Raw genomic sequence first — 26,192 nt, 5'->3', positions numbered from 1 at the left:
CGCTCAGCGCGGGGAGAGCGCCGCGAAGGCCTCGTCCAGCAGCGCCACGAGGTCGAGGTCGCCGTCGGACACGAGCCAGTGGTCTAGGGCGATGTTCAGGCAGCCGAGGGCGGCGGCCGCCTTCACCGACAGGGCGACCGTGACGGGCCGTGGCGGGTCGGTGCGCTCGGCGAGGGCCCGGGCCAGGGGCGAGCGCCAGCTGTTCTGCTTCTCCAGCTGCCGTGCGCACAGCGCCGGGGTGCCCATGATGAGACGGGTCGTGGCCAGGGCCTCGGCCGGGTCCAGGCGATAGGGCTCGGTGATCGTGTCCAGCGCGCGCCGCAGTGCCGTCCAGTCGTCCTCGGCGGCGGGTCGCGCCCGCAGGGCCTCGGCCAGCTGTTCGCCCTGGGCCTCGACAGCACCGAGGACGGCGTCCTCCTTGGTCCCGAAGTACCGCAGGAACGTACTGCGCGACACCCCGGCGGCCGCGGCCAGGTCGTTGACGGTCACCCCGTCGAAGCCCTCGCGGCGAATCAGGTCATAGGCCACCTGTGCCAGCTCCGACCGCACGGCAGCCCGTGCGATGTCTCTCGTACTCGTACGCGGTCCTCCGCTCATCCCGCGATCCTACCTCTCTATCGGCCCCGACTCGCATCATCGAGTTACAGTCGCTAGTATGATACTCAGTTTCATGTATCGAATGCGAATTCATTACTGACCTATTGCACCAGATGAAGAAGGAGCCAGGACATGAGGGGATTGAAGGGCAAGAGGATCGTCATCGCCGGTGGCGCCACCGGCATCGGCGCGGCCACGGCCGAGCGGCTCGCGGAGGAGGGGGCCTCGGTCGCCGTGGGCGACATCAACCTCGCGGGGGCTGAGGCCACCGTCAAAGGCATCACCGAGGCGGGCGGTACGGCGGTCGCCATCGGGTTCGACCTGGGCGACGAGACGTCGATCCAGGAACTGGTCTACCGCGCGGCCACGGACTTCGGCGGGGTCGACGGACTCTTCAACGTCGGCGCGGACCTCTCCCCCGACACCCTTGGCCGGGACACCGACCTGCTGGACATGGACCCGGCCGTCTGGCGCCGCACCCACGACGTGAACCTCCTCGGCTACGCCCTCACCTGCCGGGCGGTCCTCCCGCACCTGCTCGGCCAGGGCGGCGGCGTCATCGTCAACACCTCCTCCGGCGCGGCCTGGGGCGGCGAGCCCACCCGCCCCGCGTACGCCGCCTCCAAGGCCGGCATCAACGCGCTGACCCGCCACATCGCCTCCCGCTGGGGCAAGGAGGGCATCCGCTGCAACGCCCTGGCACCCGGTCTGGTGCTCAGCGAGCAACTCGTACGGGCATTCGACCAGGAGCAGTTGGACTACGCACTGGACGCCGGCCGCAGCCCCCGGCTGGGCGAGCCCGCCGACCTGGCAGCAGCCGCCGCCTTCCTCCTCTCCGACGACGCGGCCTGGATCAACGGCCAGGCCTGGTCGATCGACGGCGGTGTGAGCCTGCGCGGCTGAGACCACCGCCCCCACCTGCACCCCGTAAACCCGCGAAAGAGAGACACCCCATGACCAAGACCCTCGGACTCATCGGCGCCGGAAACATCGGCAGCGCGCTGGCCCGGCTCGCCGTCGCCGCAGGCCTGGACGTCGTACTGAGCAACTCGCGCGGCCCCGAGACCCTCACCGACCTGGTCGCCGAACTCGGCCCGCGGGCCCGCGCGGCCACCCCCGCCGAGGCCTCGGAGGCCGGTGACCTGGTGGTCGCGACCATCCTGCTGATCGCCTACGACCAGCTGCCCGCCGCCGCACTGGCCGGGAAGACGGTGATCGACACGATGAACTACTACCCGGACCGCTTCGGCCACCTCGCCGACCTGGACACGGGCGGTCTGACGTCCAGCGAGCTGGTGCAGCGCCATCTGGCGGACTCGCACGTGGTCAAGGCGTTCAACAACATCGACTTCGTTCGGCTGTTCAGCCTGGCCCGGCCGTCCGGTGCCGCCGACCGCAGCGCCCTGCCGATCGCCGGTGACGACACGGACGCCAAGGCGGAGGCGGCCGCGCTGCTGGACCTCCTCGGCTACGACGCCGTGGACATCGGCACCCTCGCCGACAGCTGGCGCAGCCAGCCGGGCACCCCGGTCTATGTCGACCCGTACTTCACCGCCAAGCCCACCGAGGGGCTGAGCCAGGAGGAGATGTACGGCTGGTACCTGCAAACGCCCGGTACCCCGGTCCCCGCCGACCGGGTCACGGCCCTGGCCGACACGGCCCTAAGAGCCTGATCACCGTCAACCCGCCATGGACCAGCACGACTTGACGCGCATTGCAGCGAGGAGAAGGACATGCGGCTGGGGATGAACGTCGTCGGGTTCGACGGCTCGAAGGGACCCGACGGCCTGGGGCCGGAACTGGCGGCGGCCGGGGCCGCCGCCGAGGCGGCCGGGGTCGGCTGGATCTCGGTGATGGACCACTACTTCCAGATGGACGAGATCGGCGGCCCCGAAAGCCCGATGCTGGAGGCCTACGCCACCCTCTCCTTCCTCGCCGCACACACGTCCACCGTGCGGCTCGGCGCGCTGGTCACCGGAGTGACCTACCGTCATCCCGGGCTGCTCGCGAAGATCGTCACGACGCTCGACGTCCTCTCCTGCGGCCGGGCCACCCTCGGCCTCGGAGCCGCCTGGTACAAGCGTGAACACCTCGGTCTGGGCGTGCCGTTCCCGTCGACGGCCGAGCGGTTCGAGCGGCTGGAGGAGACCTTGCGGATCTGTCTCCAGATGTGGGATCCGGACGCCAACGGGCCCTTCGAGGGCAAGCACTACCAGCTCGCCGAGACCCGGAACGTGCCCGCGCCGGTGAGCGTCCCGCACCCGGAGATCATGATCGGCGGCAACGGCGAGAAGAAGACGCTGCGGCTGGTCGCCCAGTACGCGGACGCCTGCAACCTCATCACCTTCGGCCACACCGAGGTCGCGCAGAAGCTCGACGTACTGCGCCGCCACTGCGACACCCTCGGCCGGGACTACGGCCGGATCCGCAAGACCGCCGTCTACGCGGGCCCCACCCTCCGCGAGGGCGACCTCGACGCCTTCACCCGGGAGATGGAGCGGTACGCGGCGCTCGGCGTCGACACCGTGATGGTGTCCCCGTCGATCACCGACCCGGCCCGCTGGATCGAGGAACACGCCGCCCCAGCCGTACGCCGCCTGGCCGACCTCGGCTGAGCCACCGGCCCCCTTCCCTCCAACATGGTCGCGAGGCGACCGGGAGAAACACCGTGAACAACCCCTCCATACTCATCGTCGGCGCCGGTGCGACGGGCCTGCCCATCGGCTATCACCTCGCCCTGGCCGGCGCGGACATCACCTTCCTGGTCCGTCCCGGGCGGAAGTCCGCGCTCGACTCCCGTCCCCCGCTCTACTGCTACGACGACGCCTCCCTCAAGACCTTCGACAGCTACACCGTCGTGGAGAGCGTCGCCGAACTGGCGGGCCAGGCCTTCCAGTTCGTCCTCGTCACTCTCGACGGCCACACCAGCCGGACGAACGAGAGCATCGCGATGCTGCGCCAACTCGGCGACGCCATCCACGGATCCGACGCACACGTCGTCATGAGCGCATTCGGCATGGGCGTACGGCAGCACTACCTGGACGTCCTCGGCATCCCCGACACCCGGTTGTCGCACGGGTTCCTCGGCATGCTCGCCCACCAGGCCGCCGCCGATCTGCCCGTCCACGCACCCACCGATCCGGCTCAGGTGGCCAGGGCGAGCGTCTGCTACCGGCATCCCCCGAACAAGGCCGGTTTCCGCCTCGAAAAGGGCAACGCGGCGGCCGCGAAGCGGTTCGCGGAGCTGTACGACCGCTCCGGCGCATCGCGCTGTGTCCTGATCGGCCGGGGGCTCGACGAGGTCTTCTCGGACGCCGGCTCCCCGGTGTACATGGCCGGTGCGATCGCGGGCTGGCCCGACTTCACCACCCTGGTGGCCGACAAGGAACTGTGGCGGCTGGCCTGCCGGGCCCAGGGCGAGATCATGGGCCTGCCGAAGAACGGTCTGACGGGCAGACTGATGGCCGCCTTCATGGGGCCGCGCGCCACGGCGAGGGTGCACCTCAAGATGGAGCAGGACATGCTCCCGCTCGACTACCAGGCGTTCAACCGCTTCCATCACGGCGGCAAGGTGCACGCCCAGGACGTGGAAGGGCTCCGCACCTCCCTCGCCGAGGGCCGCCGCATCGGCCGGCCTATGACCGCGCTCGCCTCGCTGCTGGAGCGGCTCGACGCACCCGAGCCGGCGGACCGGTCCACGACCCACCGCTAGCCCGGCCCCGCCGAACCCCCCGCGTACTGCGATCGCGGTACGGCAGGTGTCCGCGTTCGTGCGACGACCTCGGGCCGTCGAAAGGCGACGGTTGAGCCCTCACACGTTTCGTTGTCGGAGGTAGCACCATGATCGAGGTCAACAACCTCAGCAAGAGGTACGGCGAGAAGCTCGCGGTCGATTCGCTGAGTTTCGCCGTACGGCCGGGAGTCGTCACCGGCTTCCTCGGCCCCAACGGGGCGGGGAAGTCGACGACCATGCGGATGATCATGGGGCTCGACCGGCCGACGTCGGGCACGGTCACGGTCAACGGGAAGCCGCACGTGCGGCACGCGGCCCCGCTGCACGAGATCGGCGCACTCCTTGAGGCCAAGGCCGTCCACCCGGGCCGGTCGGCCTACCACCATCTGCGGGCGCTGGCCGCGAGCAACGGCATAGGAACAGAGCGGGTGTTGGAGGTCATCGACCTGGTCGGCCTCAAGGACGTGGCCGGCAAGCGGGCCGGCGCCTTCTCACTCGGCATGGGACAGCGGCTGGGCATCGCCACGGCGCTGCTCGGTGACCCGAGGACGGTCATCCTGGACGAGCCGGTCAACGGCCTCGACCCGGAGGGCGTGCTGTGGATCCGCAACCTCCTCAAGGGGCTGGCCGAACAGGGCCGTACGGTCCTGGTCTCCTCGCACCTGATGAGCGAGATGGCGGTGACCGCCGAGGACCTCATCGTGATCGGGCGGGGCAGGCTGCTGTCGGCCGGTCCGATCGCCGAGTTCATCGCCCGCTCGTCCAGGCGGAGCGTCCGGGTGCACTCGCCCGAGGCGGCACGGCTGCGGGAGGTGCTCCTCGGCGACGGCGTCACGGTGAGCAGCTCCGAGGCCGGTGTGCTGGACGTGGAGGGTCTTGAGGCCGCCGAGATCGGGGACCGGGCGGCCGGCGCGGGCCTGGCGCTGCACTATCTCGCACCCCAGGAGGCCTCGCTGGAGGAGGCGTTCATGGAGATCACCCATGACTCCGTCGAGTACCACGCCGGCCCGGCCGAGGCTCAGCTCGCCGCCCAGGGAGGAACCCGATGAGCACCACCACGCTTGCCCCGACGCCGAGTTCGCGCGTCACGCTGCCCCGTGTCGTCCACATGGAGTGGATCAAGTTCTGGTCGCTGCGGTCGACGTTCTACACCCTCACCGTCGCGGCGGTGGTCACGGTGGGCCTCGGTCTGGTGTCCTCCCTGGTGGTGAAGGCGGACGGCGAGGGTCCCCGGCTGGAGGACCCCACGTGGAACAGCCTCTACGGCGTCACGATGGCCGCGCTGGCCACAGCGGTGGTCGGGGTGCTCATGGCCACCGGCGAGTACGCCACCGGCACCATCCGCTCCACGCTCTCGGCGGTGCCTGCCCGGCTGCCGGTGCTGTGGGCGAAGGTGACGGTCTTCGCGGCGGGCAGCTTCGCGTTCACGTTCGCCGCGAGCCTGGTGTCGTTCCTGGCCGGGCAGGCCATCCTCGCCTCGCGCGGTCTGCACGGCGCGTCCCTGGCCGACCCCGGGGCGCTGCGCGCGGTGATCGGCGCGGCCGTCTATCTGACCGGTGCCGGGCTGGTCGGGCTCGCGGTGGGCAGCATGCTGCGCAACACCGCCGGGTCGATCACGGCGGTGGTCGGCGTGCTGTTCCTGGTGCCGAGCGTGCTGCGGCTGCTGCCCGGGAGCATCAGCGACGCAGTCTTCCCGTATCTGCCGATGAACGCCGCGCAGGCGTTCATCACCGACCAGACGGGCGGCAACGGTGACGCCCTGGCGCCCTGGGCCGGGCTCGCGGTCTTCGTCTGCTTCCTCGCCGTCCTGGTGGCGGGCGCGGCGGCCCTGCTGAAGCGGCGCGATGCCTGATCCGTACGGTGTGGCTGTGCCGTCCGACCGCCTCTCGACGCCGGGCGGCACGGCCGCTCCGTACGCCGGGACCGCGCGGGGCGCTGCGATGCTGCGACGGGCGATCCAGGCCCACCCTTGGCGGTTCGACGCGGTCCTCGCGGCGGCGATCGCCGGCATCGCCACGGTGCTGGACACGCTGGGCGAGTCCGGGCGGAGCCCCTCGATCCGCGATGCGGTGGCGGCCGGCGTGACGTTCCTGCTGCTGTTCGCCCGCCGCCGTGCGCCGCTGAGCGTGCTGGCACTCGCGCTGATCGGGGCGGTGGTGTCGGTCGTGGCCACGCCCACGAACGCGCACCTGCTGCAGACCACGGCGATGATCGCGCTCTACACGGTCACCGCCCGGGCCGCGCGGTGGCCCGCGATCATCGGGACCGCCGCCACGGCCGGGGCCCTCTACGCGGCCAACGCCCATGACCAGGGCTCGGTCGTCAGCGGGGAGACCTTCGGGGTGGTCGCCTTCGTCGGGATGGCCGCGGCCGTCGGCTTCAGTGTGCGCACCTGGCGCAGTTACGTCGCCGCGGCCGAGGAGCGGGCCGAGCGCGCCGAGGCGACCCTGGAGGCTGAGGCCCGCCGCCGGGTCGCCGAGGAACGGCTGCGCATCGCCCGCGAGTTGCACGACGTGATCGCCCATCACATCGCGCTGATCAACGTCCAGGCCGGTGCCGCCAGCCATCTGGCACGCACGCGGCCGGACCAGGTCGAGATCGCCCTCGGCCACATCCACGAGGCGGGCAGTGCCGTCCTCGACGAACTGGGCCAACTCCTGTACGTACTGCGCCAGTCCGAGGACGAGACCATGCCGACCGAGCCCCTCCCCGGCCTGTCCCGCCTCGGGCATCTGGTCGAGTCGTTCACCGCGGCCGGTCTCGCCGTCCGGCAGCAGGTCACCGGCGAGCCCCGGCCGCTGCCGGCCGCCACCGATCTGGCCGCGTACCGGATCATCCAGGAAGGACTCACCAACGCCCAGAAACACGGGCGCGAACCCGGCGTCCGGCTTCTGCTGGAGTACCGCCCGAACGCACTGGACATCACCGTCCGCAACCCGACGCACGCCGCCCCGGCCGGAGCTGTCGGCACCGGGCACGGCCTGACCGGCATGCGCGAACGCGCCCTGGCGACGGGCGGTGCCCTGTCTGCCGGGCCGGAGCCGGACGGCACGTTCCGGCTCCACGTACGCCTGCTGCTGCCCGACCACCCGCAGCCCGCGCTGTCGGCGGCCGCCACCGAAAGGAACCCGGCATGACCATCCGTGTCCTGGTCGCCGACGACCAGCCGCTGATCCGAGCCGGATTCCGCATGCTCATCGAGGCTCAACCGGACCTGGAGGTCGTGGGCGAAGCGGGAACGGGCCGAGAGGCCGTCGCTCTGGCCCGCGGCAATCGCCCCGATGTCGTCCTCATGGACATCCGGATGCCTGACATGGACGGCCTCGAAGCCACGCGGACCATCGGAGCCGATGCCGAACTCACCGACGTGAAAGTGCTGATCCTCACCACCTTCGAGGTCGACGAGTACGTCTTCGAGGCGCTGCGCGGCGGTGCGAGCGGCTTCCTCGGCAAGGGAGTGCAGCCGGCCGTCCTACTCAATGGGATCCGTACGGTGGCCTGCGGCGAAGAACTCCTGTCGCCGAAAGCCACCAGAGCTCTCATCGCTCACTACCTGGCCAAACCGGGGCCCGTGCTACGCCCGCCGCCCGGGATGGACCGTCTCACCGAACGCGAGCGCGAGGTACTCGGCCTGGTCGCCTCCGGGCTGTCCAACGACGACATCGCAAAACAGCTGCATCTGTCGCCGTACACCGCCAAGACGCACGCCAACCGCATCATGACCAAGCTGGGGGCGCGCGACCGGGCCCAACTCGTCGTCCTCGCCTTTCAGGCAGGCTTCACCCCTACCTAGCGTCGTCGAGATACGAGAGTCAGGAGCCGTACATTCGCTTGTGCCCAACCTCGCCTCACAAGCGACGTCAAGCACAAGCGGGCCAGCCAGGTACTCGCCGGCCGCCTGGATGATCACGGCTCCGCCATGTGCCAGCGGGCGCAGTAGTGGGCCACCGGAGGGGGCAGAGCGTGAGTGGAGCTCAGGTCTGTTAGGACAGGCCGGGGCGGACCATGCCGGTCTCGTAGGCGATGACCACGAGTGGTGATGGCGGCGCCGATGGCCATGCCGTTGAGGATGCCGAGGCGCAGCGTGAACATTCCGAGCAGCGCGACAGCGAAGCGGTGTCGACGCCTGCGTTGGCCGTGATGATCGGCAGCACCGCCACTCAGACCGCCCGGAAGACCAGCAGCAGGATGACGAAGGCCGCGATGATGCCGAGGCCCTCGGTGGACGGGGTCGACGCTGAAGTGACGGAGAGGGCCTGGCCGTTGAGGGCGACGGGCAGTGCGCCGGAGCCGGGTGCGGTGGCGAGCTTCCCGGCCTTCTCGGTCTGTGTGTCGCTGTTGCCCTCGGCGAAGGACACCGTCGCGTAGGCCGTCGTACGGTCCTTGCTGATCTGTTGCTGACCGGTCGCCGTGTAGGGGCTGCTCGCCGCGACCACGCCCGGCGAGTGCGCTGTCCGGTCGAGCGTGGCGATCATGTCCCGCTTCACCGAAGCGTCGGTGACCGTGCCGCTGTATACCCGCCGGACCTCGGTCCCGCTCTCACCTGCCGAGTTGCTCGCGCCCTGCCGCAGGAGAGCGATGGCCTTGGCCGAGTCGGTGTTCTGCGCTGGTCGTGCCGGCGAGCTCCGGCGTCCCCTCGAAGCTCGCACTTGCGGGATCTCTCGTCGTTGGCCCGGCGCAGACAGTTGCGTCTACTGCGATCGCAGTAGACGCCGGAGATCAGGGGTGGAGCTGGCTACACCTCTGATTCGGGAGCGCGCTCCCTCGTTGCGAAACCCGCCGGACGGGATCGTAGAGATCACCGAGGCAGCCCGTCCTGGTCCCCGCCGAACGTGGACGAAGCAAGCGCCTCATCTCTCCTTTTTTCGTGCACCACCGATGTGGAGGCTTCCCCACCGCCATGGCAACTTTCCTGTATCAAGTTGGCCGCATCACCTTCAGGTGGCGATGGTTCGTCACCTTCCTGTGGGTAGCCGTTCTGGCCGCCGTCGGTTTTGCCGCCACGAAGGCCCCCGCCGCTCCGGACGACGGGTTCGCCATGCCGGGCATCGAGTCCCAGAAGGCGTTCGATCTCCTGGACCAGCGCTTCCCGGGCTCGGCAGCGGACGGAGCAAGCGCCCGCATCGTGTTCATCGCGCCCGGCGGGGAGAAGGTCACGGCCGTCAAGAACAAGGCCGTGATCGAGGATCTGGTCGACAATGCCGCCGACGGCCCGCAGGTGGCCGGCGCGGTGGACCCCTTCCAGGCGAAGGCGGTCAGCAAGGACGGCTCCACGGCCTACGTCACCGTGTCCTTCAAGACCGCTGCCGATGACCTGACGGATGCCAGCAAGACACACCTTGAGCGCGCCGTCGACCAGGCCCGGGACGCGGGTCTGACCGTCGAGATCGGCGGCGACGCCCTGGCGACGCAGCCCGCCGCGGGCGGGTCCGCCGAGGCGATCGGCATCGCGGTCGCCGCGGTGGTCCTGCTGATCACCTTCGGGTCCATGGCCGCGGCCGGGCTGCCGCTGCTGACCGCCGTCATCGGTGTCGCCGTCAGCATGACCGCCATCATCGCCCTGGGCAGCACCTTCGGACTCTCCCTGACCAGCGGGACCCTCGCCTCCATGCTGGGCCTGGCCTGCGGTATCGACTACGCGCTGTTCGTCGTCTCCCGCTACCGCGAGGAACGCGGAAAGGGCCGGGCCCCGAGGGAGGCCGCGGGAATGGCCGTCGGCACGGCCGGGTCCGCGGTGGTCTTCGCCGGTCTGACCGTCGTCATCGCGCTGGCCGGACTGTCGGTGGTGGGCATTCCGATGCTCACCAAGATGGGCCTCACCGCGGCCGGTGCCGTGGTCGTCGCCGTCCTCATCTGCCTGACCCTGGTACCCGCCCTCCTCGGCTTCTGGCCCAACGCCGTGCTCGCCCGCCGGGTCCGCAAGGGCAAGAAGCCCCGCCGCGTCAAGAAGGACAGTGCCGGCAACGTGGAGAACGGCGGCAGCCGTTGGGCCCGCCTGGTGATCCGGCACCCGCTGCCCGTGCTGCTGCTCGGCGTCGTGGGCCTGGGCGCACTCGCGGTACCGGCCGCAGACCTCCAGCTGGGCATGCCCGGCGACGAGGCCAAGCCCACCTCCACAACCGAACGCCGTGCCTACGACGCCCTCGCCGACGGCTTCGGCCCCGGCTTCAACGGCCCGCTGACCATCGTCGTCGACGCCAAGGGCGCGGCCGACCCCAAGGCGGCCGTCTCCGAGGTCAGCCGGCGGATCGCCGACACCAGCGGAGTCGTCTCCGTCTCCCCGGCGCGGTTCAACCAGTCCGGTGACACCGCGGTCCTCTCCGCGACCCCGTCCACCAGCCCCACCGACTCCAGGACGATCGACCTGGTGAAGACCATCCGTACCGAACGCTCCGGCATCGAGAAGCAGGCCGACGCCAGGTACGAGGTCACCGGCAGCACCGCGATGAACATCGACGTGGCGAAGCGGTTCCAGGACGCGCTGATCCCGTACCTGATCGTGGTCGTCGGCCTGGCGATCGTGCTCCTGCTGCTGGTCTTCCGGTCCCTGCTGGTGCCGCTCAAGGCCGCCCTGGGCTACCTGCTCTCCGTACTGGCCTCGCTCGGTGTGGTCGTCGCGGTGTTCCAGAACGGCCACGGCGCCGAACTGCTCGGTGTCGAGACGACCGGCCCGATCATGAGCATGATGCCGATCTTCCTGGTGGGTATCGTGTTCGGCCTCGCCATGGACTACGAGGTCTTCCTGGTCTCCCGGATCCGCGAGGCGTACGTCCACGGCGACCGGCCGGGGCAGGCGATCGTCTCCGGGTTCCGCAACAGCGCCCGGGTGGTCGTCGCCGCCGCGCTGATCATGATGGCGGTCTTCGCCGGGTTCGTCGGTGCCAGCGAGTCCATGATCAAAATGATCGGCTTCGGTCTGGCGACCGCCGTCCTCTTCGACGCCTTCGTCGTCCGGATGGCCATCGTGCCCGCCGTGCTCGCCCTCCTCGGTGACCGCGCCTGGCGCCTGCCCCGCTGGCTCGACCGGCTGCTGCCCAGCATCGACATCGAGGGAGAGGCGATCGCCCGCAAGCATCCCCTTCCTTCGGCACCGGTCGACGAGCACGATCCCGAACTCGTGCCCAGCCGATAGATCCCCGCACCACCCGGTGGCCGCCCCCACAGGCGGCCACCCCCCTGAGACCGGGGCCACCATGGCGGTATGGGCCCCGCACTCGCCGAACCCGTGGGGACGGGGAACGGCGAGCCCCCGGCCCGGCGGCGAGCATCCTTTGCTCGCCGCCGGGCGCACGGGCGTTTCAACGCACCCTGCACTCTGGCCCGGCACCCCGCTGCCTCCCGGGGATGAGCCGACAGGCTTCGAGCCGTCGGCCGCACTCTTCCGCTGAGGCGCCTGGGCTCCGGGTTCCTGCCGAAGCCGATCGGCGCGCGTACCAGTAGCCAGTCTCCGTACGTTGCCGGACGGTCCGGCACCCAAGGCTTCCTTGGAACGCCGACGCTGTGCCGCCCGCCGGCGTCCTCGGCAGCACCAGGTCCCTGGGCAACGCCGGGACCTGGACGGACGGGGACACCGTCGCGCTCGCCGTCTGAAGCGGCGTCAGGCCCTTCCCCCGCTCCGTGGCCTGGTTCCGGCCTATGGCAAAGACGTACAGGCGCAGCATCAGGAAGCGTCCTGTGCTGGCGAGCCCGGAGGCGCTGAGAGAGTTTGAGATACGCGCCGTGATGGTCGACGTCGCCGTCGCACGACTGGTCGTGAGGTTGCCCTTCGCTCAAGGTCTTCGGGCCGTCCGGTTACGCGGTGCCGCGCGTTCATGGTGCTGAGGGCGGAAGGAGCGCATCGAGGATCTGGCGCAGCGGAGGGCCCAGTTCGTCGGCGGTGGCGTCGCTCAGCGGCTGGAGGGCAACCGTCGACCGCAGAACCGACACACCAACGCCGAGTGCGACGACGAGCTGGGCCTCCAGAATCCGAGAATCCCCTTCGTCCGGCGGTTCACCGCCCGCAGCATGCAGGATGCGCCGGGCCAGGTCGTCCAGTGCCTTGGTGCGCAGGGCGTCGACCTGATCGTTTCCCGAGGAGCGCAGCAGCATCAGCGCAGGGTGGTCGCCGGGCGCGGTCCCGTTTCCGGCGGTCAGCTGGAGGGTGAGCGCGTGGAGCAGCGCGGTACGGTCCCCGACAGCTCCACCGGCTTGGTCAAGGAACTGGGGGGCGGCTGCGAGCGCGGCCTTGAACAGCCCTTCCTTCGACTCGAAGTATCGCTTGATGAGCGCCGCATTGACTCCCGCGTCGTCTGCGATGTCGCGGAGCGTGGTGCGCTCGTAGCCCAGGCGTCCGAAACGGCTCCGGGCAGCTTCCAGCAGCATCGCGCGCGTCGCTGCGGCATCCCGTCGGCGCTTGCCGGCGGGCGAATCTCTTGTCGTTCCGGCTTCACCGGCATCGCCGGAAGGGCGCCTCTCACTGCCTGTATCCAACGGCCCCGCACTCCCGCTTCCTGCGGCCCAGGGCCGCCCACGTGCCTCACTGTGGACCGGCATGCGCCGATCCGGTCATGTAATCGACTGTTGACATAGGCCCAGTGTGCGCCTGTACGGTACCAAGTAATCAGCTGTTGACTTGACTGTGCGTGAGGAAGCGACCGGATGCCGAAGCATGCCCTACTCGTCATGGACGTCCAGAACATCATCGTCCAGCGCTATGCGGACGCCGCCTTCATGGCCCGGCTGCAGAAAGCCATCGGCGCCGCACGGGCCAAAGAGATGCCGGTGATCCATGTCGTGGTCGGTTTCCGTCCGGGCTACCCCGAAGTCAACCCGCGCAACAAGATGTTCGGCGGTCTCGCCGGCCGTCCCGGATCACTCGCCGACGAGGAGGCCAACCGAATCCACGACGCCGTCACGCCCCGCCCGCACGACATCGTCGTCACGAAGCGGCGCGTCAGCTCCTTCGCGGGCAGCGATCTCGACATGGTGCTGCGAACCGTCGGCATCGAACACCTCGTCCTGACAGGCATCGCAACCAGCGGAGTGGTGCTGTCCACGCTGCGCCAGGCCGCCGACCTGGACTACGGCCTCACCGTCCTGTCCGACGCCTGCCAGGATGCCGACATCGAGGTACATCGCGTCCTGACGGAGAAGGTGTTCCCGCAGCAGGCCGACGTCGTCTCCGTCGACGACTGGACGAAGTCCTCGTCGCCGCACTGACACCGGACGGTTCCCTCAGACAGACAGTTCACAATCACGTAGCCGAAGTGGGAACGGTTTCGCGCGGGGTCTCCCTCGACACAAGCCCCGCCGGCCCGGTGCATCACTTCGCGCTCCAGCTTGCGGGCCATAACTCTGTCGGGCCGAGGTCAGTAGAGCCAGCGGTCCAGGAGCCCCGGCCAGAGAAATCCCTCGTAGCCCCTGAAGGCCGCAGGATCGACCTCCTTCAGCTCCTCGGTCAGCCGATTCAACTCGGCGAGAGCCTGCTCTTCCTCTTCTTCAGAGAGGTACTCCTCAGGGCAGTCCGGCTCGCCGAGAAGCTCTGAGAAAGCAATGCAGCTGCCGTAACGGTGAAGGACGTTGAGCCACATGTCGACACCCGAGTTGGCGAACCATGTCTCCCCATCCGGCATAGCCATGTAGACCGTCCCGGTCTCCGGCTCGACGCCGAACGATGACCTTTCGGCCGGCTCAAAGGGATCCATCTGCTCGGTGAGACGGTAGAGCGGTCCGTGGGACGTGAGCAGGACCGGATCAGCCTCGCTCTGAATCACGACTCGCTCGATGAGACGCGGAGCCACCGGAATGCCCACCTCGACGAGCTGCACCTTCATGAAGTCCGGGATCCGCCAGGCGGCCACCACGTCCCGTCCGGCCCGCGTGACATGGCCGAGACCGGCCCACACAGTCAGCTGGTCATAGGTCGCCAAGGAACGGTCCCCCTCAGGTCGGCTGCAGTCCTGACCCTACCGAGCGGAGCCTCTGTCAGAGCACGGCCACACTTACGAGACAGCCCTTCCCCTCCCCCGCATACGACAGGTGCCGACATGGCGCCGGCGCCCCCATGTCGCTCGAACCAGAGACCGCTCTCTGGTTCTCCGCTCGCCCATGGAAGGCCACCGATGTCCGAGACACGAGCCGCTGCTCCCCAAGCCCACGAGAGATCCCTCTCCATCACGCGCAATGTCCTCGTCGTCATCACGCTGTTGTGGACCGTCCAACTGGTGTCACTCATCGCCGCATTGTCCGGCACCGCACAGGCCGACATCGCGATCCACTTCCGGCGGTGTCGGCCTCGTCGCCTTGGCCTTCGTCGCAATGGCCCAGCACGGGACGACTATGCATGGAACCCAGTTCTACCTCGACGCCGAGTTCACGAACGGGCTCCGGCTGGTTGTCGGATGCTGTGCCTTGGGTGCGCTCCTCGTCCTCCTCATCCCCAGAACCAAGCGCCTCGACGAGGTCCAGGTCGGCCAGGCCGCCTGATCCCCCGCTTCGGCATGCGCCAGACGGCACCGGCTCTGACCGCTTCCCCTCGGACCCATCCTCAGCCAAGGGTGTGACCGCAGTCGTTCGTGCGCTGACCGGGCCGTGTGCCGACCCGAGACGAAACAACGGAAACAGGCCGGCCCCAGGCCGACCTGCGACGAACCGCCGGTCCCAGGCGCGCCGGACCGGCCGTTCGACCGCCGCCCGCCCCCCAGGGACCGAAGACCCGAAGCCTGGAAGTCCGCTCGCCGCCGGACGCCGTCGGCGGCACGCGTCTGCTGTCGGAACACGTGTGGTCGGCGCATCCTCCGGGCGTCTACAAGGCCGCGGGACCCGCGCCCTGAGCGAACTGGTGCTTCAGGAACGAGGCGGACCAGGCCATCAGGTCGGACGGCACGTAGTAGTCCTTCTCGTCGTTGATCGTGTCCCAGTTCGCCGCGACGTCCTCGACGGTGGCCCGGCCGTCCTGGTGGGCGTAGCCCTCGGTCGAGGCGATGAAGAGGCGCGCGAAGCGGCCGGCGCCGGCCGTGTAGATCTCTCCGTTGACCGGGCAGCTCTCGTGGGCGAGATAGGCGACCATCGGCGCAACCGCGTCGGACGGCATGTACGGCTGGCCGGGGACCGATGGTGCGTCGTCCGGCTGTTCGCCCCCGCCCATGCGGGTCATCGCCGCCGGTGCGATCAGGTTGACCTTGATGCCGTGTGGTTCGCCGGCCAGCTTCGCGCTGCGGGCCAGGCCGACCGTGCCTGCCTTCGCCGACGCGTAGGACAGGTTGTTGTCGAGTCCGAACATGCCGCTGGAGGTGGTCAGCACGACCCGTCCGTACTGCCGCTCGACGAAGTGCGGCCAGGCGGCCCGCATCGTGTTGAACGAACCGACCAGGTGCACGGCGAGGTGGCGCTCCAGGTTCTCGGCGTCGACCTCGGGCAGGCCGGCCCACCTGATGATCCCGGCGTTGTTGACGAGGATGTCGATGCCGCCGAAGTTCTCGATCGCGGAGTCGACGATCGCCTGACCGCCGGCTTGCGTGGACACATCGTTGGTGTCGGCGACGGCCGCGCCGCCCGCGGCGACGATCTCTTCGACGACCGACTGCGCGGGGCCGGTATCGGCGCCTACGCCCTCCATCGACCCGCCCAGGTCGTTGACGACGACCTTCGCTCCTCGTTCGGCGAGAAGGCGGGCGTATGCCCTGCCGATGCCGCGGCCTGCGCCGGTGACGACGGCGACGCGTCCGTCGAACCTGAAATCGCTCATGTGTGGCTCCTGTAGTACTGCGTGTGTGGGACGGTCGCCGTCCGGTGTCCGGTGTCTGCTACCAGGTCACCGGCAGCTCTTTGATGCCGAAGGCGAGCGCGTCGCTCGGGCGGAAGGACAGCTCGTCGCGGTCGACGGCGAGGCGCAGGGTGGGAATGCGCCGGTAGAGCGTGCCGTAGACGACCTGGAGCTCGATACGCGCGAGCTGCTGGCCTATGCACTGGTGAATGCCCCAGCCGAAGGCATGGTGGTGGCGGGCCTCGCGGGTGATGTCGAGCTTCTCCGGCTCGGGGAACGCCTCCGGGTCCCAGTTGCCGGCGGGCAGCGGGACGACTATGCCGTCCCCGGTCTTGATGTTCACGCCCTCGAACTCGAAGTCCTCACGGGCTATCCGCCGCTGCCCGAACTGCGCGACGCTCAGGTAGCGCAGGAGCTCCTCGACCGCGTTCGCGGCGTCCTTCGTGTTGTCGATGGCGCGCAGTTCGGCCAGCTGTTCGGGATTCTCCAGCAGCAGGGCGGTACCCAGAGTGATCATGGTCGCGCTGGTCTCGTGACCGGCGATCAACAGGATCATGCACAGCATGGTTGCTTCGGGAAGCGTCAGCTCCTCGGCCTTGACCCGGACGGCGAAGTCCGAGATCACGTCGTCGGCCGGATTCTCCGTCCTGGCCTGGATCAGCCGGGCCAGGTAGCCGCCCAGCGCCGCCATGGCCGCCCTGTCCTGCTCGGCGGTCTTGTCGCTCCTGGTGGCGAAGGAGGCGTGCTCCTGGAAGAAGTCGTGGTCCTCGTAGGGCACGCCGAGCAGCGCGCAGATCATCAGCGAGGGCAGCGGCAGCGAGAGCGCGGTCACCAGGTCGACCGGCTTCGGGCCTGCCAGCATCTTGTCGATCAGGTCGTCGGTGAACTTCTGGATCTCGGGTCGCAGCGCCTCCATCCGGGGCCGCGTGAAGGGGCGCGTCATCGTCCGCCGGATCCGCGTGTGATCGGCTCCGTCGGCGTTGAAGATGGTGAGCGGATGGTGGTGGACGTTCTCCGCCATGGCCTGGTTCGGGTGCGGGAACCCGGGCTGCTTGTCCTCGGAGCTGACCCGGGGGTCGGAAAGGATCGCGCGCTGTGCGGCGTGGCCGGTGACGAGCCAGGGGGTGCTGCCGTCCCAGATCCGGCTCCGGGACACCGGAGCCGTGTCGTTCAGGGCACGCAGCCCGGGTGGCGGCGCGAAGGGGCACTTGGCGTCCCGGTCGTCCTGGTAGTCGTAGACACGCTCGTCGTCGGCGGGTCGGGTGTCTGCCTCTGCCATGGTCTTTCCTCCAGGTGTGGGGGGGGGCGAGCGAGGAGGGTCTATTCCTCGATGCGGATGGCCAGTGCGGGGCACACCGCCGCCGCGTTGCGGACGTCCTCGGCCAGGGCTGGTGGCGGGTTCTCGTCGAGGACGACGACGATGCCGTCGTCCTCGCGCTGGTCGAACACCTCCATGGCGGCGGCCACGCACTGTCCGGCGGCGACGCACTTCTCCTCGTCGACGACAACCTTCATGGGTCTCTCCTGATCGTTCAGTGGGTGGGGGCCGCAACGCCGAGGGAGTCGACGATCTCCTGACGGCGCAGCCGGGCCTGTTTGGGCATGTTCCAGCCGAGTACGCCGGTGACCCGGCCTTCGCTGCGGTATCGGGCGACGAAGCGCCGGGCCGTCAAGTCGCCCTCGACGACGTCCACTTCGGCGTCGACCGGCAGGAAGCCGTGCACCTGGATCTTGGCGTCGTACTGGTCGGTCCAGAAGTACGGCACCGGCGTGTACGCCAGGTCCTTCCCGAGGATCGTCCCGGCGACCGCCATGGCCTGCTCCGTGGCGTTCGTCCGGTTCTCCAGGCGGATCAGGCGGCCGAGTCCCTCGTGGTGCCAGCGGGCCACGTCACCGACCGCGTAGATCCCTTCCGCCGCCCGGCACCGGGAGTCGCACACCACGCCGTTGCCGAGGGCGAGACCGCTGTCCTCCAGCCACTCCGTCGCCGGGGTCGCGCCGATGGCGACGACGACCACGTCGGCCGGCAGCACCTCGTCCGTGGCCAGCCGGACGCCTGTGACCCGGCCGCCCCGGCCGGTGAGCCCGACGACGCCGTTGCCGAGCCGGAGCTTCACCCCGTGCTCGGTGTGCAGGTCCGCCAGCACTCCCGACACCAGTGGGCCGACCTGCATCGCCATCGGCGCCGGCAGAGGCCCGGCCAGGGTCACGTCCAGACCCAGCGTCCGCGCGGTGGCCGCGATCTCGGAGCCGAGCACTCCCTCACCGACGATCACCAGCCGCGTGGCAGCCGACAGGGCGTCACGCAGTGCCAGCGCGTCACCGAGCGTGCGCAGCACATGGACGCCGGTCAGGTCCTGCTGTCCGGGCAGCAGTCGTGGACGCATGCCCGTGGCGAGCACGATCGCGTCCGCCGCGAGCCCACGCCCGGACTCCGTACGGACGGTCCGTGACGCCCGGTCCAGGCCGACCGCCGGGTCCCCCAGGACGAATTCGGCCTCCAGCGCCGCCAGCACGTCCGGTGTCCGCAGCGAGGCCCGCTCCGGTGCCCATGCGCCGGAGAGCACCTGCTTGGACAGCGGCGGCCGGTCGTACGGGGCGTGCGACTCGTCGCCGAGCACCGTGATCCCACCCGGGTAGCCGTTGCGCCGCAGCGCCTCGACAGTGGTCAGCCCGGACGCGGAAGCGCCCACGACCAGGACGCGGGCCGTCATGTGGTCACCTCGTGGGCGCCGATCCTGGTGTCGTCGTCGATCCTCATACATGCTCCGTTGCAGCTGCGGCGCGATCACGCGCCGGAAAATCCGGTCCTGCCCGTCGGTGCGGCCTTCGAGGGCGGGGCGGGGAGGTGTCCCCGTCCGCACCGCTCATGCCAGGTAGCGTCCGCCGTTCGTGCTGAGCGTCTGACCGGTCACGTAGCTCGCCTCTTCGGAGGCCAGATAGGCCACTGCGTAGGCGACGTCCTCCGGGGTGCCGGCTCGTTTCATCGGCATCGTGGCCGCTACCGCGTCCACGTCGACGGGGCCCTGGCGCACCAGCGGGGTGTCGATGAACCCCGGTGGGACGTGGTTGACGGTGATCCCCTTGTCGATGTACTCGATCGCCAGCGCGCGGGTGAGGCCGATGACACCGCCCTTGGAGGCCGCGTAGTGCGCCATGGAGGGCGCGCCGGTCTGCGCGGACGACGAGGAGATGTTGATGATCCGGCCCCATCCCGCGGCGAGCATGTCGGGCACCAGTTCCTTGGTGACCAGGAACGGGCCCTTGAGGTTGATCCCGATCATGCGGTCCCAGGACGCCTCGCTGATGCTCGTGAAAGGCTGGTATGCAGTCGTTCCGGCGTTGTTGACGAGGATCGTGACCTGCCCGAGTTCCTCCCGGGTGCGGGCTGCCGAAGCGGCCACGGCGGCGGCGTCGGCCGCGTCACCGCCCACCGCGATGGCCCTGCCGCCCGCCTCGTGGATCTCGGCGACGGTCTTCTCCGCGCCCTCGGTGTTCAGGTCCCAGACCGCCACCGCGGCCCCCTTGGCCGCGAGTACGGTCGCGATCCCGCGTCCGATTCCCCGGGCGCCGCCGGTGACGACCGCGACCCTTCCCTGCAGTGACATGCGTGCTCCTCGTGTGCGTGGTGTGGGTACCGACGGCTCGCACCCGGTCGGCGGCGTCCTCGGGGCCGCTCAGCCCTCCAGCGCCTCGCGGGCGGCGGTGCGGGCGGCCACGGCCCGCGGAAAACCGGTGTAGCCGCTGGAGTGGTAGATGACCTCGGCGATCTCGGCCTCGGTCAGTCCGTTCGTCATGGCGATACGGACATGTGTCTTCAGCTCGGTCTCGGCCCCGAGAGCGATGAGGATGCCCAGCGTCACCAGGCTGCGGTCGCGCGGAGCCAGTCCCTCACGGCCCCACAGCGCGCCCCAGACGCTGGTCAGACCGATGTCGACGAGGTCCTGCCCGAGGCGGCCGTCCCGCAGATCGAGGTCGCCGTCGGGGAACACCCCCGGCAGGGCGGCGCGCATGGCCTTCCAGCCCGCGGCCCGCAGATCGGCGGTTTCCTGGACCCCTTTGTCACTCATACCTGACTCCCATTGCGCGGCGTCGCGTCCCTGAGCGAAAGTTAGACCAGACGGTCGGTACAATCAATGACCCGGACGAGATTCACATCCATTGATCGGGCCCGCCCCCTCCTCTACTCTCACTCAATATTCGACCGACCGGTCGACATATGAATCAGAGCTCACGCGGGAGAGCACATGAGCGAAACCACGAAGACGAGCCCGACGGACCAAGTCGACGTACTGGTCATCGGCGCCGGCGTCACGGGCATCTACCAGCTCCACCGGGCACTGGAATCCGGGTTCTCCGCGAAGCTGCTCGAAGCGGGCAGCGGAGTCGGGGGCACCTGGTACTGGAACCGCTACCCCGAAGCCCGCTTCGACTCCGAGAGCTACACCTACGGCTACCTGTTCTCCGAGAAGCTGTGGGAGGAGTGGGAGTGGTCGGAGCACTTCGCGGGCCAGCCGGAGATCGAGCGCTACTTCAACCATGTGGTCGACCGCTTCGATCTGCGCCGTCACATGGTGTTCGGCGCGAAGGTGACCTCGGCCGTCTTCGACCAGCAGAGCGGGGCGTGGACCGTACGGACGGACGACGGTTCCGAACACCGGGCACGTCACGTCGTCGCGGCGACCGGCATCCTCTCCGTGCCCTTCATCCCGGACATCCCGGGACGTGACGACTTCCGCGGCGAGCAGTACCACACCGGACTCTGGCCCAAGACGCCCGTGGACTTCGCCGGCAAGCGTGTGGCCCAGATCGGCACCGGCTCCAGCGGTGCGCAGATCGTGCCCGCCATCGCGGACGAGGTGGCCGGGCTGACGGTCTACCAGAAGGTGGCCGACTGGCTCACCCCGCTCAACAACCGTCCGATCACGCCCGAGGAGCAGGCGGACCTCAGGGCCAACTACGAGTCCATCCGCGACACGCTCAACACGTCGGTGAGCGGCTTCCTCCACCAGATCACCATGCGGTCGGGCCTGGAGGACACCCCGGAGCAACGGCAGGCGTTCTACGAGGAGAAGTGGAACGGCCCCGGCTTCACCAAGCTGTCCGAGCACTACTACGACATGACCACGAACGCCACGGTCAACGAGGAGTGGTGCGAGTTCATCGCCGGCAAGATCCGCAGCATCGTCGAGGACCCCGCAACGGCAGAGAAGCTGATTCCCAAGGGCCACGGCTACGGCGGCCGGCGGCCCCCGTTCGGGACCGGATACTACGAGGCGTACAACAAGCCGACCGTCTCCCTCGTCGACATCAACGAGACCCCGATCACCCGCATCACCGGGGAGGGGATCGAGACGTCCGAGGGTCTGCAGGAGTTCGACATCATCATCTGGGCGACCGGCTACGACTTCGGCACCGGCGCGCTCAACCGGCTGGGCGTGCACGGCCGACAGGGCCTCCCGCTCGCTGAGCACTGGGCGGAGGGGCCGTCGACCTACCTGGGCATCGCGACGGCCGGCTTCCCGAACTTCTTCTTCCCCGGCGGCCCGCACGGCGCCCTCGGCAACAACCCGCGCTACTCCGGCGATCAGGTGGACTACGTCATGGACCTGCTCATCCATGCACGGGACCACGGCCACGACGTCATCGAGGTGACCGACTCCGCGGAGCAGGAGTGGACCGACCTGGTCAATGACAGCGAGGGGCAGTCGTCCTTCCTCAAGAGCAGCTACTTCTACGGCGCCAACATCCCCGGCAAGCCGATCAAGCAACTGCTGAACCCGACCGGACGCTGGAAGCTCCAGGAGCTGATCAGCGAGTCGGTCGAGAACGACTTCCCGGCCTTCGCCTTCTCCAAGGCGGAGCAGGCCGCCAAGGCCTGAGCAGGCCCAACGCCCGTGCCGCCCGATCCGTCGGACAGCACGGGCGCCGGCTTCGCACGGCGTGCTACGGCAGGAAGGTCGTGACCCTGCGCCGGAACTTCCACGCGCCGTCGTGCCGGCGCAGCGTGTCGTCGTACCGGCCGACGAGTTGTACGGCCCAGCCCGACTCGCCACGCTGGAAGAACGCCAGGTCGCTGACCGCGGTCGCCTCCTCCTCGGTGTGCGAGGTGACCACGGTGTTGGCCACCAGGTGCAGTTGTGGCTGGGTCGGCGTGAAGGCCGCATAGCCCTCGCGGATCGCGTCATGGCCCTCGAAGGTGGCCATACCGGCTATCTCCGCGACACCGTCGGGCACGAACAATTCGGCGATGTCATCGTTGCGGCCGGCGTCCAGAGCCTGGGCGTAGGCGGCGATCGCGGCGTGCACGCCGACCGTGACCGACGCCTCGACGTCGGCAGAAGTGGTGCTCATTTCTCTCCAAGGACGAAGGGGTGATGCGTTGCTAGACCTGATACGTCGTCGCCCTGTGCCGCAGCAGCCAGGCGCCGTCGACCCTGCGCAGCGCGTCGTCGTAGTGCCCGACGACCTGGACCGTCCAGCCCGACTCGCCGCGCTGCAGGAAGACCACGTCGCTCGACGCCGTCGCCTCGTCGTCGGCGGCGGAGGTGACAACCGTGTTGGTCACCAGGTGCAGCTGCGGCTGCGTCGGCACCCAGCCCTTGAATGCCGCGCGGAGGGCGTCGTGCCCCTGGACGGGGTCCATGCCCGGCAGCTCCAGGACCGCGTCGGGCGTGTACAGCGCGACGACGTCGTCGGTGCGGCCGGCATCCTGGGCCTGTGTGTGCGCCCCGATCACGGCGCGCACACCCGCCACGACCCACGCCTGTGTGGATTCGCTCATTGCCTCTCCAAAGGTCGACGTTTCGACCAGTCAGTCTATTACTGGAAGCAAGCCCACATGAAGAGCTGGGCAGAAACAGTCACGCTTGTTGACCGGTCGGTACAATCCAAATAGCATGCCGAAGGCTGTCAACGGGGACTGTCGCCTGAGGAGGCGTTTATCGTGACGAAGCGTTGGAAGCAGCGTCCGCCGGGCTCGACGTGGGGCGACTGGGGCGAGGACGACGAACTGGGGCGCATCAACCTGCTGACACCCGAGAAGGTCCTGCAGGGGGTGCGCGAGGTCGAGCACGGGATCACCTTCAGCCTGAGCCTGCCGCTGGACTACCCGGGCGGTTCTGCAATGAACCAGCGGCGCTACCCGCCGATCCTGCGCCCCACCGAGGATCTGCAGCACCAGCAGGACGTCTTCTACAACATCAAGGCGAGCGAGCACTTCTCGCCCGACCTGATCGACGTGTGGTCCGACGACGTGGTCACCCTCTGGTTGCAGTACTCGACGCAGTGGGACGCCCTCGCTCACCAGGGCGCCGAGTTCGACGCCGACAGCGACGGGGTCGCCGAGCCGGTCTACTACAACGGCTTCCGGCCGGGCAGCGACATCGTGGGACCGCAGGAGGACGCCAAGGGGGACGGCAGCGGGAGCAGCGGCTTCGCACGCCACCTCGGTCTCGAGCACATGGCGGCGCACGGGGTCCAGGGGCGGGGTGTTCTCATCGACATCGCCCACCACCTGGGTACCGGCTACCAGGCGGTGAATCTCAAGCAGCTCAAGGAGATCATGGCGGCGGACAACGTCGTCGTGGAGCCGGGCGACATCCTTCTCCTGCACACCGGCTTCGCCACCCAGATCCTCGCCTGGGAGAAGAACCCGGACCCCGTGGCGATCCACCGGACGGCGGCCTACCTCGACGCGGACGACCCGGCGCTGCTGGAGTGGATCGCCGAATCGCAGATCTCGGCGCTGGTGTCGGACAACTACGCGGTCGAGGGCGTGGGAGTGACGCAGGCCCAGGGCCCGCACACCCTGCTCCCGATCCACCACCTGTGCCTCTTCAAGCTCGGCGTCCCGCTAGGTGAGCTGTGGTATCTGCACGACCTGGCGGCCTGGCTGCGCGAGCACAACCGCAGCCGATTCCTGCTGACGGCTCCCCCGCTGAACCTGCCGGGAACGCAGGGCAGCCCGCTGACACCGGTCGCCACCGTCTGAGGGCGTGGGCGCGGACGAGGGCGAGGACGAAGGAGGGCCTCTACGGGATCTGATCCCCGTGGAGGCCCTCCTTCGTCCTCGCCCTCAGACCGCCGCGATCCGCCGCAGCGTCTCGGCGATCGTGTCCCGCGACGGTAGCCAGGCCCGTTCCAGAGAGGGCGCGTACGGCGCCGGCACGGACGGCGGGGCCACCCGCGTCACCGGAGCGTCCAGGTGCCAGAACCCCTCGTCCACGGCGAGCGCGGACAGTTCGGCCCCGACGCCGAAGTCCCGTACGGCCTCGTGCGCGATGACCAGGCGGTTGGTCTTGGCGAGCGAGGCGAGGACGGTCTGCCGGTCCAGCGGGGCGATCGTACGCAGGTCGATCACCTCGACGCTCACCCCCTCGGCGGCCATCGACTCCGCGGCGGCGAGGCAGTCCTGGACCATACGGGACCAGGAGACCAGGGTGATGTCGCTGCCCTCACGGATCACCTTGGCCTTGCCCAGCGGGATCAGGTGGTCGACCGGCGGACGCGGGCCCTTGAGGCCGTACTGCAGCCGGTTCTCCACGAAGACGACCGGGTTGGGGTCCTGGATGGCGGCGCGCAGGAGACCGTACGTGTCGGCCGGGTTGGACGGCATCACCACGGTCAGCCCCGGAATGTGGGCGAGCAGCGCCTCCAGGCTCTGCGAGTGCTGGCTGCCCGAGGAGCGCCCGGCGCCGAACTGGGTGCGCACCACGAGCGGCATGGAGGCCCGTCCGCCGGTCATGAAACGCAGCTTGGCGGCCTGGTTGAGCAGCATGTCGAGACAGACGCCGATGAAATCCATGTACATGATCTCGACCACCGGCTTCATACCGGCCATGGCCGCCCCGACCGCCGTACCGACGACGGCGCTCTCGCTGATCGGCGTGTCGCGGACCCGGCCCGGGAAGGCCTGCGCGAGGCCTCGGGTGAGTCCGAAGACGTTGCCGCCGGCACCGACATCGATGCCGGCGAGGAACACGGTGGGATCGGCGGTGAGTTCGTGCTCCAGCGCGAGGTGCACGGCGTCCATGGTGCGGAAGATCTCGCCCTCGGCGGGGGCCGGCTCGGGTATGTCGGGACGCGGCGCCGAGACGAAGTCGTGCAGCGTCTCCGGGGCCGGCTCGGGCAGACTCCTGGCCCACTCCACCGCCGCCTCGATCTCCTTGTCGATCTCCTCGTCGATGGCGTCGGCCAGCACCGCTGGAACTCCTGCCCCCTCAAGGTGCCGGCGGGCCACCAGCAGCGGGTCGCGCTCCTTTGCCGCGGCGACCTCCTCGGGCCTGCGGTATCGCTCGGGGTCCCCTTCGTAGTGGCCGTGCCACCGGTAGGTCTCGGCCTCCACCAGGACCGGGCCGCCGCCGTCCCGCAATCGTTCCACCACATCGCTCATCAGCCCCGCCATCGCGAGGACGTCGTTGCCGTCGACGTGCGCGTAACCGATGCCGTACCCGGCCGCGCGGGCGGAGAGTGGGGCGCGGTGCTGTTCCGAGGCGGGCGAGAACTCGGAGTAGTGGTTGTTCTCGCACAGGAAGACAACGGGCAGGTCCCAGACGGCGGCCAGGTTGACGGCCTCGTGGAACATGCCCTGGGCGACGGCGCCGTCCCCGAAGAACGCCACCACCACATCGCCCGCGGCGCGCAGTTTGGCCGCCGTAGCCACGCCGGCAGCGATCGGCAGCCCGGCACCGACGATGCCGTTGGCCCCGTAGATGCCCAGGTCCGGGTCGGCGATGTGCATCGAACCGCCTCGGCCGTGGCACGTCCCGGCCTCCTTGCCCATCAGCTCGGCCATCATGGACGCCGAATCCAGGCCCTTGGCCAGAACATGGCCATGACCTCGGTGGGTGGAGGTGATTCCGTCGCGGGGGCCGAGGGGCCAGCAGGCACCCACGGCACTGGCCTCCTGGCCGATCGACAGGTGCAGGAAACCGGGGATCTCCGTCGCCTTGTACAGCTCGGACGCCCGCTCCTCGAAGCGCCGGATACGACACATCCGGCGGTACATCTCCAGAAGCTGTTCCGCATACGCGGAACCGGTCATGGTCTGCCGTGACAGCTCGGTCGTCATGCACGTCCTCGCATTGCTCGCGCGGGCGGCCCGAGGCCGCACCGCCT

26 protein-coding genes are annotated in these 26,192 nt (G+C 69.3%); 13 read left to right on the top strand and 13 right to left on the bottom strand.

The genetic code is table 11. The features are described 5' to 3' along the window. Nucleotides 1-3: 3 nt before the first annotated feature. Nucleotides 4-597, bottom strand: a complete 594-nt coding sequence (locus tag ACFWXQ_RS24455) for a TetR family transcriptional regulator (RefSeq protein WP_383956996.1) — start codon at nucleotides 595-597, stop codon at nucleotides 4-6. Nucleotides 598-729: 132 nt separating this feature from the next. Here ACFWXQ_RS24455 and ACFWXQ_RS24450 point away from each other — a divergent pair, with 132 nt between their 5' ends. The 8 genes from ACFWXQ_RS24450 (at nucleotide 730) to ACFWXQ_RS24415 (ending at nucleotide 8,123) form a co-directional block, all read left to right on the top strand. Continuing rightward, on the top strand, nucleotides 730-1,500 hold the full coding sequence (locus tag ACFWXQ_RS24450) for an SDR family NAD(P)-dependent oxidoreductase (RefSeq protein ID WP_386269124.1): 771 nt from the start codon (nucleotides 730-732) through the stop codon (nucleotides 1,498-1,500). Nucleotides 1,501-1,550: 50 nt separating this feature from the next. After that, the gene (locus ACFWXQ_RS24445) at nucleotides 1,551-2,270 is read left to right on the top strand and encodes an NADPH-dependent F420 reductase (protein ID WP_383955401.1); all 720 of its coding nucleotides are present in this window, start codon (nucleotides 1,551-1,553) and stop codon (nucleotides 2,268-2,270) included. Nucleotides 2,271-2,330: 60 nt separating this feature from the next. Beyond that, complete coding sequence (locus ACFWXQ_RS24440; protein ID WP_383955397.1) at nucleotides 2,331-3,212, top strand: LLM class F420-dependent oxidoreductase; 882 nt, start codon at nucleotides 2,331-2,333, stop codon at nucleotides 3,210-3,212. 53 nt (nucleotides 3,213-3,265) lie between these two features. Continuing rightward, nucleotides 3,266-4,309, top strand: coding sequence for a ketopantoate reductase family protein (locus tag ACFWXQ_RS24435; protein ID WP_383955394.1), 1,044 nt, complete (start codon nucleotides 3,266-3,268; stop codon nucleotides 4,307-4,309). Between the two features lie 128 nt (nucleotides 4,310-4,437). After that, nucleotides 4,438-5,379: an ATP-binding cassette domain-containing protein gene (locus ACFWXQ_RS24430; protein WP_383955391.1), complete on the top strand. Its 942-nt coding sequence runs from the start codon at nucleotides 4,438-4,440 to the stop codon at nucleotides 5,377-5,379. Then, nucleotides 5,376-6,182 carry an ABC transporter permease gene (locus ACFWXQ_RS24425; protein ID WP_383955389.1) on the top strand — a complete coding sequence of 269 codons (807 nt, stop codon included), beginning with the start codon at nucleotides 5,376-5,378 and terminating at the stop codon, nucleotides 6,180-6,182. The genes ACFWXQ_RS24430 and ACFWXQ_RS24425 overlap by 4 nt, the downstream gene beginning before the upstream one ends. 16 nt (nucleotides 6,183-6,198) lie before the next feature. Further along, nucleotides 6,199-7,467 carry a sensor histidine kinase gene (locus tag ACFWXQ_RS24420; protein WP_383955386.1) on the top strand — a complete coding sequence of 423 codons (1,269 nt, stop codon included), beginning with the start codon at nucleotides 6,199-6,201 and terminating at the stop codon, nucleotides 7,465-7,467. Further along, on the top strand, nucleotides 7,464-8,123 hold the full coding sequence (locus tag ACFWXQ_RS24415; protein WP_383955383.1) for a response regulator: 660 nt from the start codon (nucleotides 7,464-7,466) through the stop codon (nucleotides 8,121-8,123). Before ACFWXQ_RS24420 ends, ACFWXQ_RS24415 begins: the two co-directional genes overlap by 4 nt. A gap of 367 nt (nucleotides 8,124-8,490) precedes the next feature. Here ACFWXQ_RS24415 and ACFWXQ_RS24410 read toward each other — a convergent pair whose 3' ends face one another. After that, the gene (locus ACFWXQ_RS24410; protein ID WP_383955380.1) at nucleotides 8,491-8,979 is read right to left on the bottom strand and encodes an MMPL family transporter; all 489 of its coding nucleotides are present in this window, start codon (nucleotides 8,977-8,979) and stop codon (nucleotides 8,491-8,493) included. Nucleotides 8,980-9,230: 251 nt separating this feature from the next. On the opposite strand from ACFWXQ_RS24410, the gene ACFWXQ_RS24405 reads away from it, so the two are divergent. Next, nucleotides 9,231-11,462, top strand: a complete 2,232-nt coding sequence (locus tag ACFWXQ_RS24405) for an MMPL family transporter (protein ID WP_383957347.1) — start codon at nucleotides 9,231-9,233, stop codon at nucleotides 11,460-11,462. 677 nt (nucleotides 11,463-12,139) lie between these two features. On the opposite strand, the gene ACFWXQ_RS24400 is transcribed toward ACFWXQ_RS24405, so the two are convergent. Next, nucleotides 12,140-12,691 carry a TetR/AcrR family transcriptional regulator gene (locus ACFWXQ_RS24400; RefSeq protein WP_383957188.1) on the bottom strand — a complete coding sequence of 184 codons (552 nt, stop codon included), beginning with the start codon at nucleotides 12,689-12,691 and terminating at the stop codon, nucleotides 12,140-12,142. A 276-nt stretch (nucleotides 12,692-12,967) separates the two neighbouring features. Here ACFWXQ_RS24400 and ACFWXQ_RS24395 point away from each other — a divergent pair, with 276 nt between their 5' ends. Next, nucleotides 12,968-13,528, top strand: a complete 561-nt coding sequence (locus ACFWXQ_RS24395; RefSeq protein WP_383957191.1) for a cysteine hydrolase family protein — start codon at nucleotides 12,968-12,970, stop codon at nucleotides 13,526-13,528. A 149-nt stretch (nucleotides 13,529-13,677) separates the two neighbouring features. Here ACFWXQ_RS24395 and ACFWXQ_RS24390 read toward each other — a convergent pair whose 3' ends face one another. Further along, the gene (locus ACFWXQ_RS24390; RefSeq protein WP_383957194.1) at nucleotides 13,678-14,238 is read right to left on the bottom strand and encodes an SUKH-4 family immunity protein; all 561 of its coding nucleotides are present in this window, start codon (nucleotides 14,236-14,238) and stop codon (nucleotides 13,678-13,680) included. A gap of 409 nt (nucleotides 14,239-14,647) precedes the next feature. On the opposite strand from ACFWXQ_RS24390, the gene ACFWXQ_RS24385 reads away from it, so the two are divergent. Beyond that, nucleotides 14,648-14,794, top strand: a complete 147-nt coding sequence (locus ACFWXQ_RS24385; protein WP_386269118.1) for a hypothetical protein — start codon at nucleotides 14,648-14,650, stop codon at nucleotides 14,792-14,794. Between the two features lie 319 nt (nucleotides 14,795-15,113). Here the strand turns inward: ACFWXQ_RS24385 and ACFWXQ_RS24380 are convergent, their stop codons facing one another. The 6 genes from ACFWXQ_RS24380 to ACFWXQ_RS24355 all read right to left on the bottom strand — a co-directional run bounded on the left by ACFWXQ_RS24380 (nucleotide 15,114) and on the right by ACFWXQ_RS24355 (nucleotide 20,143). Next, nucleotides 15,114-16,055: an SDR family NAD(P)-dependent oxidoreductase gene (locus ACFWXQ_RS24380; RefSeq protein ID WP_383956332.1), complete on the bottom strand. Its 942-nt coding sequence runs from the start codon at nucleotides 16,053-16,055 to the stop codon at nucleotides 15,114-15,116. A gap of 58 nt (nucleotides 16,056-16,113) precedes the next feature. Continuing rightward, nucleotides 16,114-17,352, bottom strand: coding sequence for a cytochrome P450 (locus ACFWXQ_RS24375; RefSeq protein ID WP_383956335.1), 1,239 nt, complete (start codon nucleotides 17,350-17,352; stop codon nucleotides 16,114-16,116). Between the two features lie 41 nt (nucleotides 17,353-17,393). Then, nucleotides 17,394-17,588 carry a ferredoxin gene (locus ACFWXQ_RS24370; RefSeq protein WP_383956337.1) on the bottom strand — a complete coding sequence of 65 codons (195 nt, stop codon included), beginning with the start codon at nucleotides 17,586-17,588 and terminating at the stop codon, nucleotides 17,394-17,396. Between the two features lie 17 nt (nucleotides 17,589-17,605). Next, nucleotides 17,606-18,787 (bottom strand): NAD(P)/FAD-dependent oxidoreductase, encoded by a 1,182-nt coding sequence (locus tag ACFWXQ_RS24365; RefSeq protein ID WP_383956340.1) that lies wholly within the window; start codon nucleotides 18,785-18,787, stop codon nucleotides 17,606-17,608. Nucleotides 18,788-18,940: 153 nt separating this feature from the next. Further along, nucleotides 18,941-19,681 carry an SDR family NAD(P)-dependent oxidoreductase gene (locus ACFWXQ_RS24360; protein ID WP_383956343.1) on the bottom strand — a complete coding sequence of 247 codons (741 nt, stop codon included), beginning with the start codon at nucleotides 19,679-19,681 and terminating at the stop codon, nucleotides 18,941-18,943. A 69-nt stretch (nucleotides 19,682-19,750) separates the two neighbouring features. After that, nucleotides 19,751-20,143: a carboxymuconolactone decarboxylase family protein gene (locus tag ACFWXQ_RS24355; RefSeq protein WP_383956346.1), complete on the bottom strand. Its 393-nt coding sequence runs from the start codon at nucleotides 20,141-20,143 to the stop codon at nucleotides 19,751-19,753. Between the two features lie 177 nt (nucleotides 20,144-20,320). Here ACFWXQ_RS24355 and ACFWXQ_RS24350 point away from each other — a divergent pair, with 177 nt between their 5' ends. Beyond that, a complete protein-coding gene (locus ACFWXQ_RS24350) occupies nucleotides 20,321-21,955 on the top strand; it encodes a flavin-containing monooxygenase (protein WP_386269113.1) in 1,635 nt (544 codons plus the stop codon). Nucleotides 21,956-22,019: 64 nt separating this feature from the next. On the opposite strand, the gene ACFWXQ_RS24345 is transcribed toward ACFWXQ_RS24350, so the two are convergent. Beyond that, nucleotides 22,020-22,427, bottom strand: a complete 408-nt coding sequence (locus ACFWXQ_RS24345; RefSeq protein WP_383957007.1) for a nuclear transport factor 2 family protein — start codon at nucleotides 22,425-22,427, stop codon at nucleotides 22,020-22,022. Between the two features lie 31 nt (nucleotides 22,428-22,458). Next, nucleotides 22,459-22,857, bottom strand: coding sequence for a YybH family protein (locus tag ACFWXQ_RS24340; protein WP_383957005.1), 399 nt, complete (start codon nucleotides 22,855-22,857; stop codon nucleotides 22,459-22,461). Nucleotides 22,858-23,019: 162 nt separating this feature from the next. Between ACFWXQ_RS24340 and ACFWXQ_RS24335 the strand changes: the two genes are divergently transcribed. After that, nucleotides 23,020-24,066, top strand: coding sequence for a cyclase family protein (locus ACFWXQ_RS24335; protein WP_386269110.1), 1,047 nt, complete (start codon nucleotides 23,020-23,022; stop codon nucleotides 24,064-24,066). Between the two features lie 84 nt (nucleotides 24,067-24,150). Here ACFWXQ_RS24335 and ACFWXQ_RS24330 read toward each other — a convergent pair whose 3' ends face one another. Then, a complete protein-coding gene (locus ACFWXQ_RS24330) occupies nucleotides 24,151-26,145 on the bottom strand; it encodes a pyruvate dehydrogenase complex E1 component subunit beta (protein ID WP_386269109.1) in 1,995 nt (664 codons plus the stop codon). Between the last annotated feature and the right edge of the window lie 47 nt (nucleotides 26,146-26,192).

The sequence above is a fragment of the Streptomyces sp. NPDC058697 genome, assembly GCF_042715345.1.
Taxonomy (GTDB): Bacteria; Actinomycetota; Actinomycetes; order Streptomycetales; family Streptomycetaceae; genus Streptomyces; species Streptomyces liliifuscus.
The sequence above is the reverse complement of the archived record's forward strand: the minus strand, read 5'-3'. Positions and strand labels throughout refer to the sequence as shown.

Bases quoted from the DNA above. Each gene is read 5' to 3' on its own strand.
- ACFWXQ_RS24455 (WP_383956996.1), bottom strand. From the start codon at position 597: ATGAGCGGAGGACCGCGTACGAGTACGAGAGACATCGCACGGGCTGCC.
- ACFWXQ_RS24450 (WP_386269124.1), top strand. From the start codon at position 730: ATGAGGGGATTGAAGGGCAAGAGGATCGTCATCGCCGGTGGCGCCACC.
- ACFWXQ_RS24445 (WP_383955401.1), top strand. From the start codon at position 1,551: ATGACCAAGACCCTCGGACTCATCGGCGCCGGAAACATCGGCAGCGCG.
- ACFWXQ_RS24440 (WP_383955397.1), top strand. From the start codon at position 2,331: ATGCGGCTGGGGATGAACGTCGTCGGGTTCGACGGCTCGAAGGGACCC.
- ACFWXQ_RS24430 (WP_383955391.1), top strand. From the start codon at position 4,438: ATGATCGAGGTCAACAACCTCAGCAAGAGGTACGGCGAGAAGCTCGCG.
- ACFWXQ_RS24425 (WP_383955389.1), top strand. From the start codon at position 5,376: ATGAGCACCACCACGCTTGCCCCGACGCCGAGTTCGCGCGTCACGCTG.
- ACFWXQ_RS24415 (WP_383955383.1), top strand. From the start codon at position 7,464: ATGACCATCCGTGTCCTGGTCGCCGACGACCAGCCGCTGATCCGAGCC.
- ACFWXQ_RS24405 (WP_383957347.1), top strand. From the start codon at position 9,231: ATGGCAACTTTCCTGTATCAAGTTGGCCGCATCACCTTCAGGTGGCGA.
- ACFWXQ_RS24400 (WP_383957188.1), bottom strand. From the start codon at position 12,691: ATGCTGCTGGAAGCTGCCCGGAGCCGTTTCGGACGCCTGGGCTACGAG.
- ACFWXQ_RS24395 (WP_383957191.1), top strand. From the start codon at position 12,968: ATGCCGAAGCATGCCCTACTCGTCATGGACGTCCAGAACATCATCGTC.
- ACFWXQ_RS24385 (WP_386269118.1), top strand. From the start codon at position 14,648: ATGCATGGAACCCAGTTCTACCTCGACGCCGAGTTCACGAACGGGCTC.
- ACFWXQ_RS24380 (WP_383956332.1), bottom strand. From the start codon at position 16,055: ATGAGCGATTTCAGGTTCGACGGACGCGTCGCCGTCGTCACCGGCGCA.
- ACFWXQ_RS24375 (WP_383956335.1), bottom strand. From the start codon at position 17,352: ATGGCAGAGGCAGACACCCGACCCGCCGACGACGAGCGTGTCTACGAC.
- ACFWXQ_RS24370 (WP_383956337.1), bottom strand. From the start codon at position 17,588: ATGAAGGTTGTCGTCGACGAGGAGAAGTGCGTCGCCGCCGGACAGTGC.
- ACFWXQ_RS24365 (WP_383956340.1), bottom strand. From the start codon at position 18,787: ATGACGGCCCGCGTCCTGGTCGTGGGCGCTTCCGCGTCCGGGCTGACC.
- ACFWXQ_RS24360 (WP_383956343.1), bottom strand. From the start codon at position 19,681: ATGTCACTGCAGGGAAGGGTCGCGGTCGTCACCGGCGGCGCCCGGGGA.
- ACFWXQ_RS24355 (WP_383956346.1), bottom strand. From the start codon at position 20,143: ATGAGTGACAAAGGGGTCCAGGAAACCGCCGATCTGCGGGCCGCGGGC.
- ACFWXQ_RS24350 (WP_386269113.1), top strand. From the start codon at position 20,321: ATGAGCGAAACCACGAAGACGAGCCCGACGGACCAAGTCGACGTACTG.
- ACFWXQ_RS24345 (WP_383957007.1), bottom strand. From the start codon at position 22,427: ATGAGCACCACTTCTGCCGACGTCGAGGCGTCGGTCACGGTCGGCGTG.
- ACFWXQ_RS24340 (WP_383957005.1), bottom strand. From the start codon at position 22,857: ATGAGCGAATCCACACAGGCGTGGGTCGTGGCGGGTGTGCGCGCCGTG.
- ACFWXQ_RS24330 (WP_386269109.1), bottom strand. From the start codon at position 26,145: ATGACGACCGAGCTGTCACGGCAGACCATGACCGGTTCCGCGTATGCG.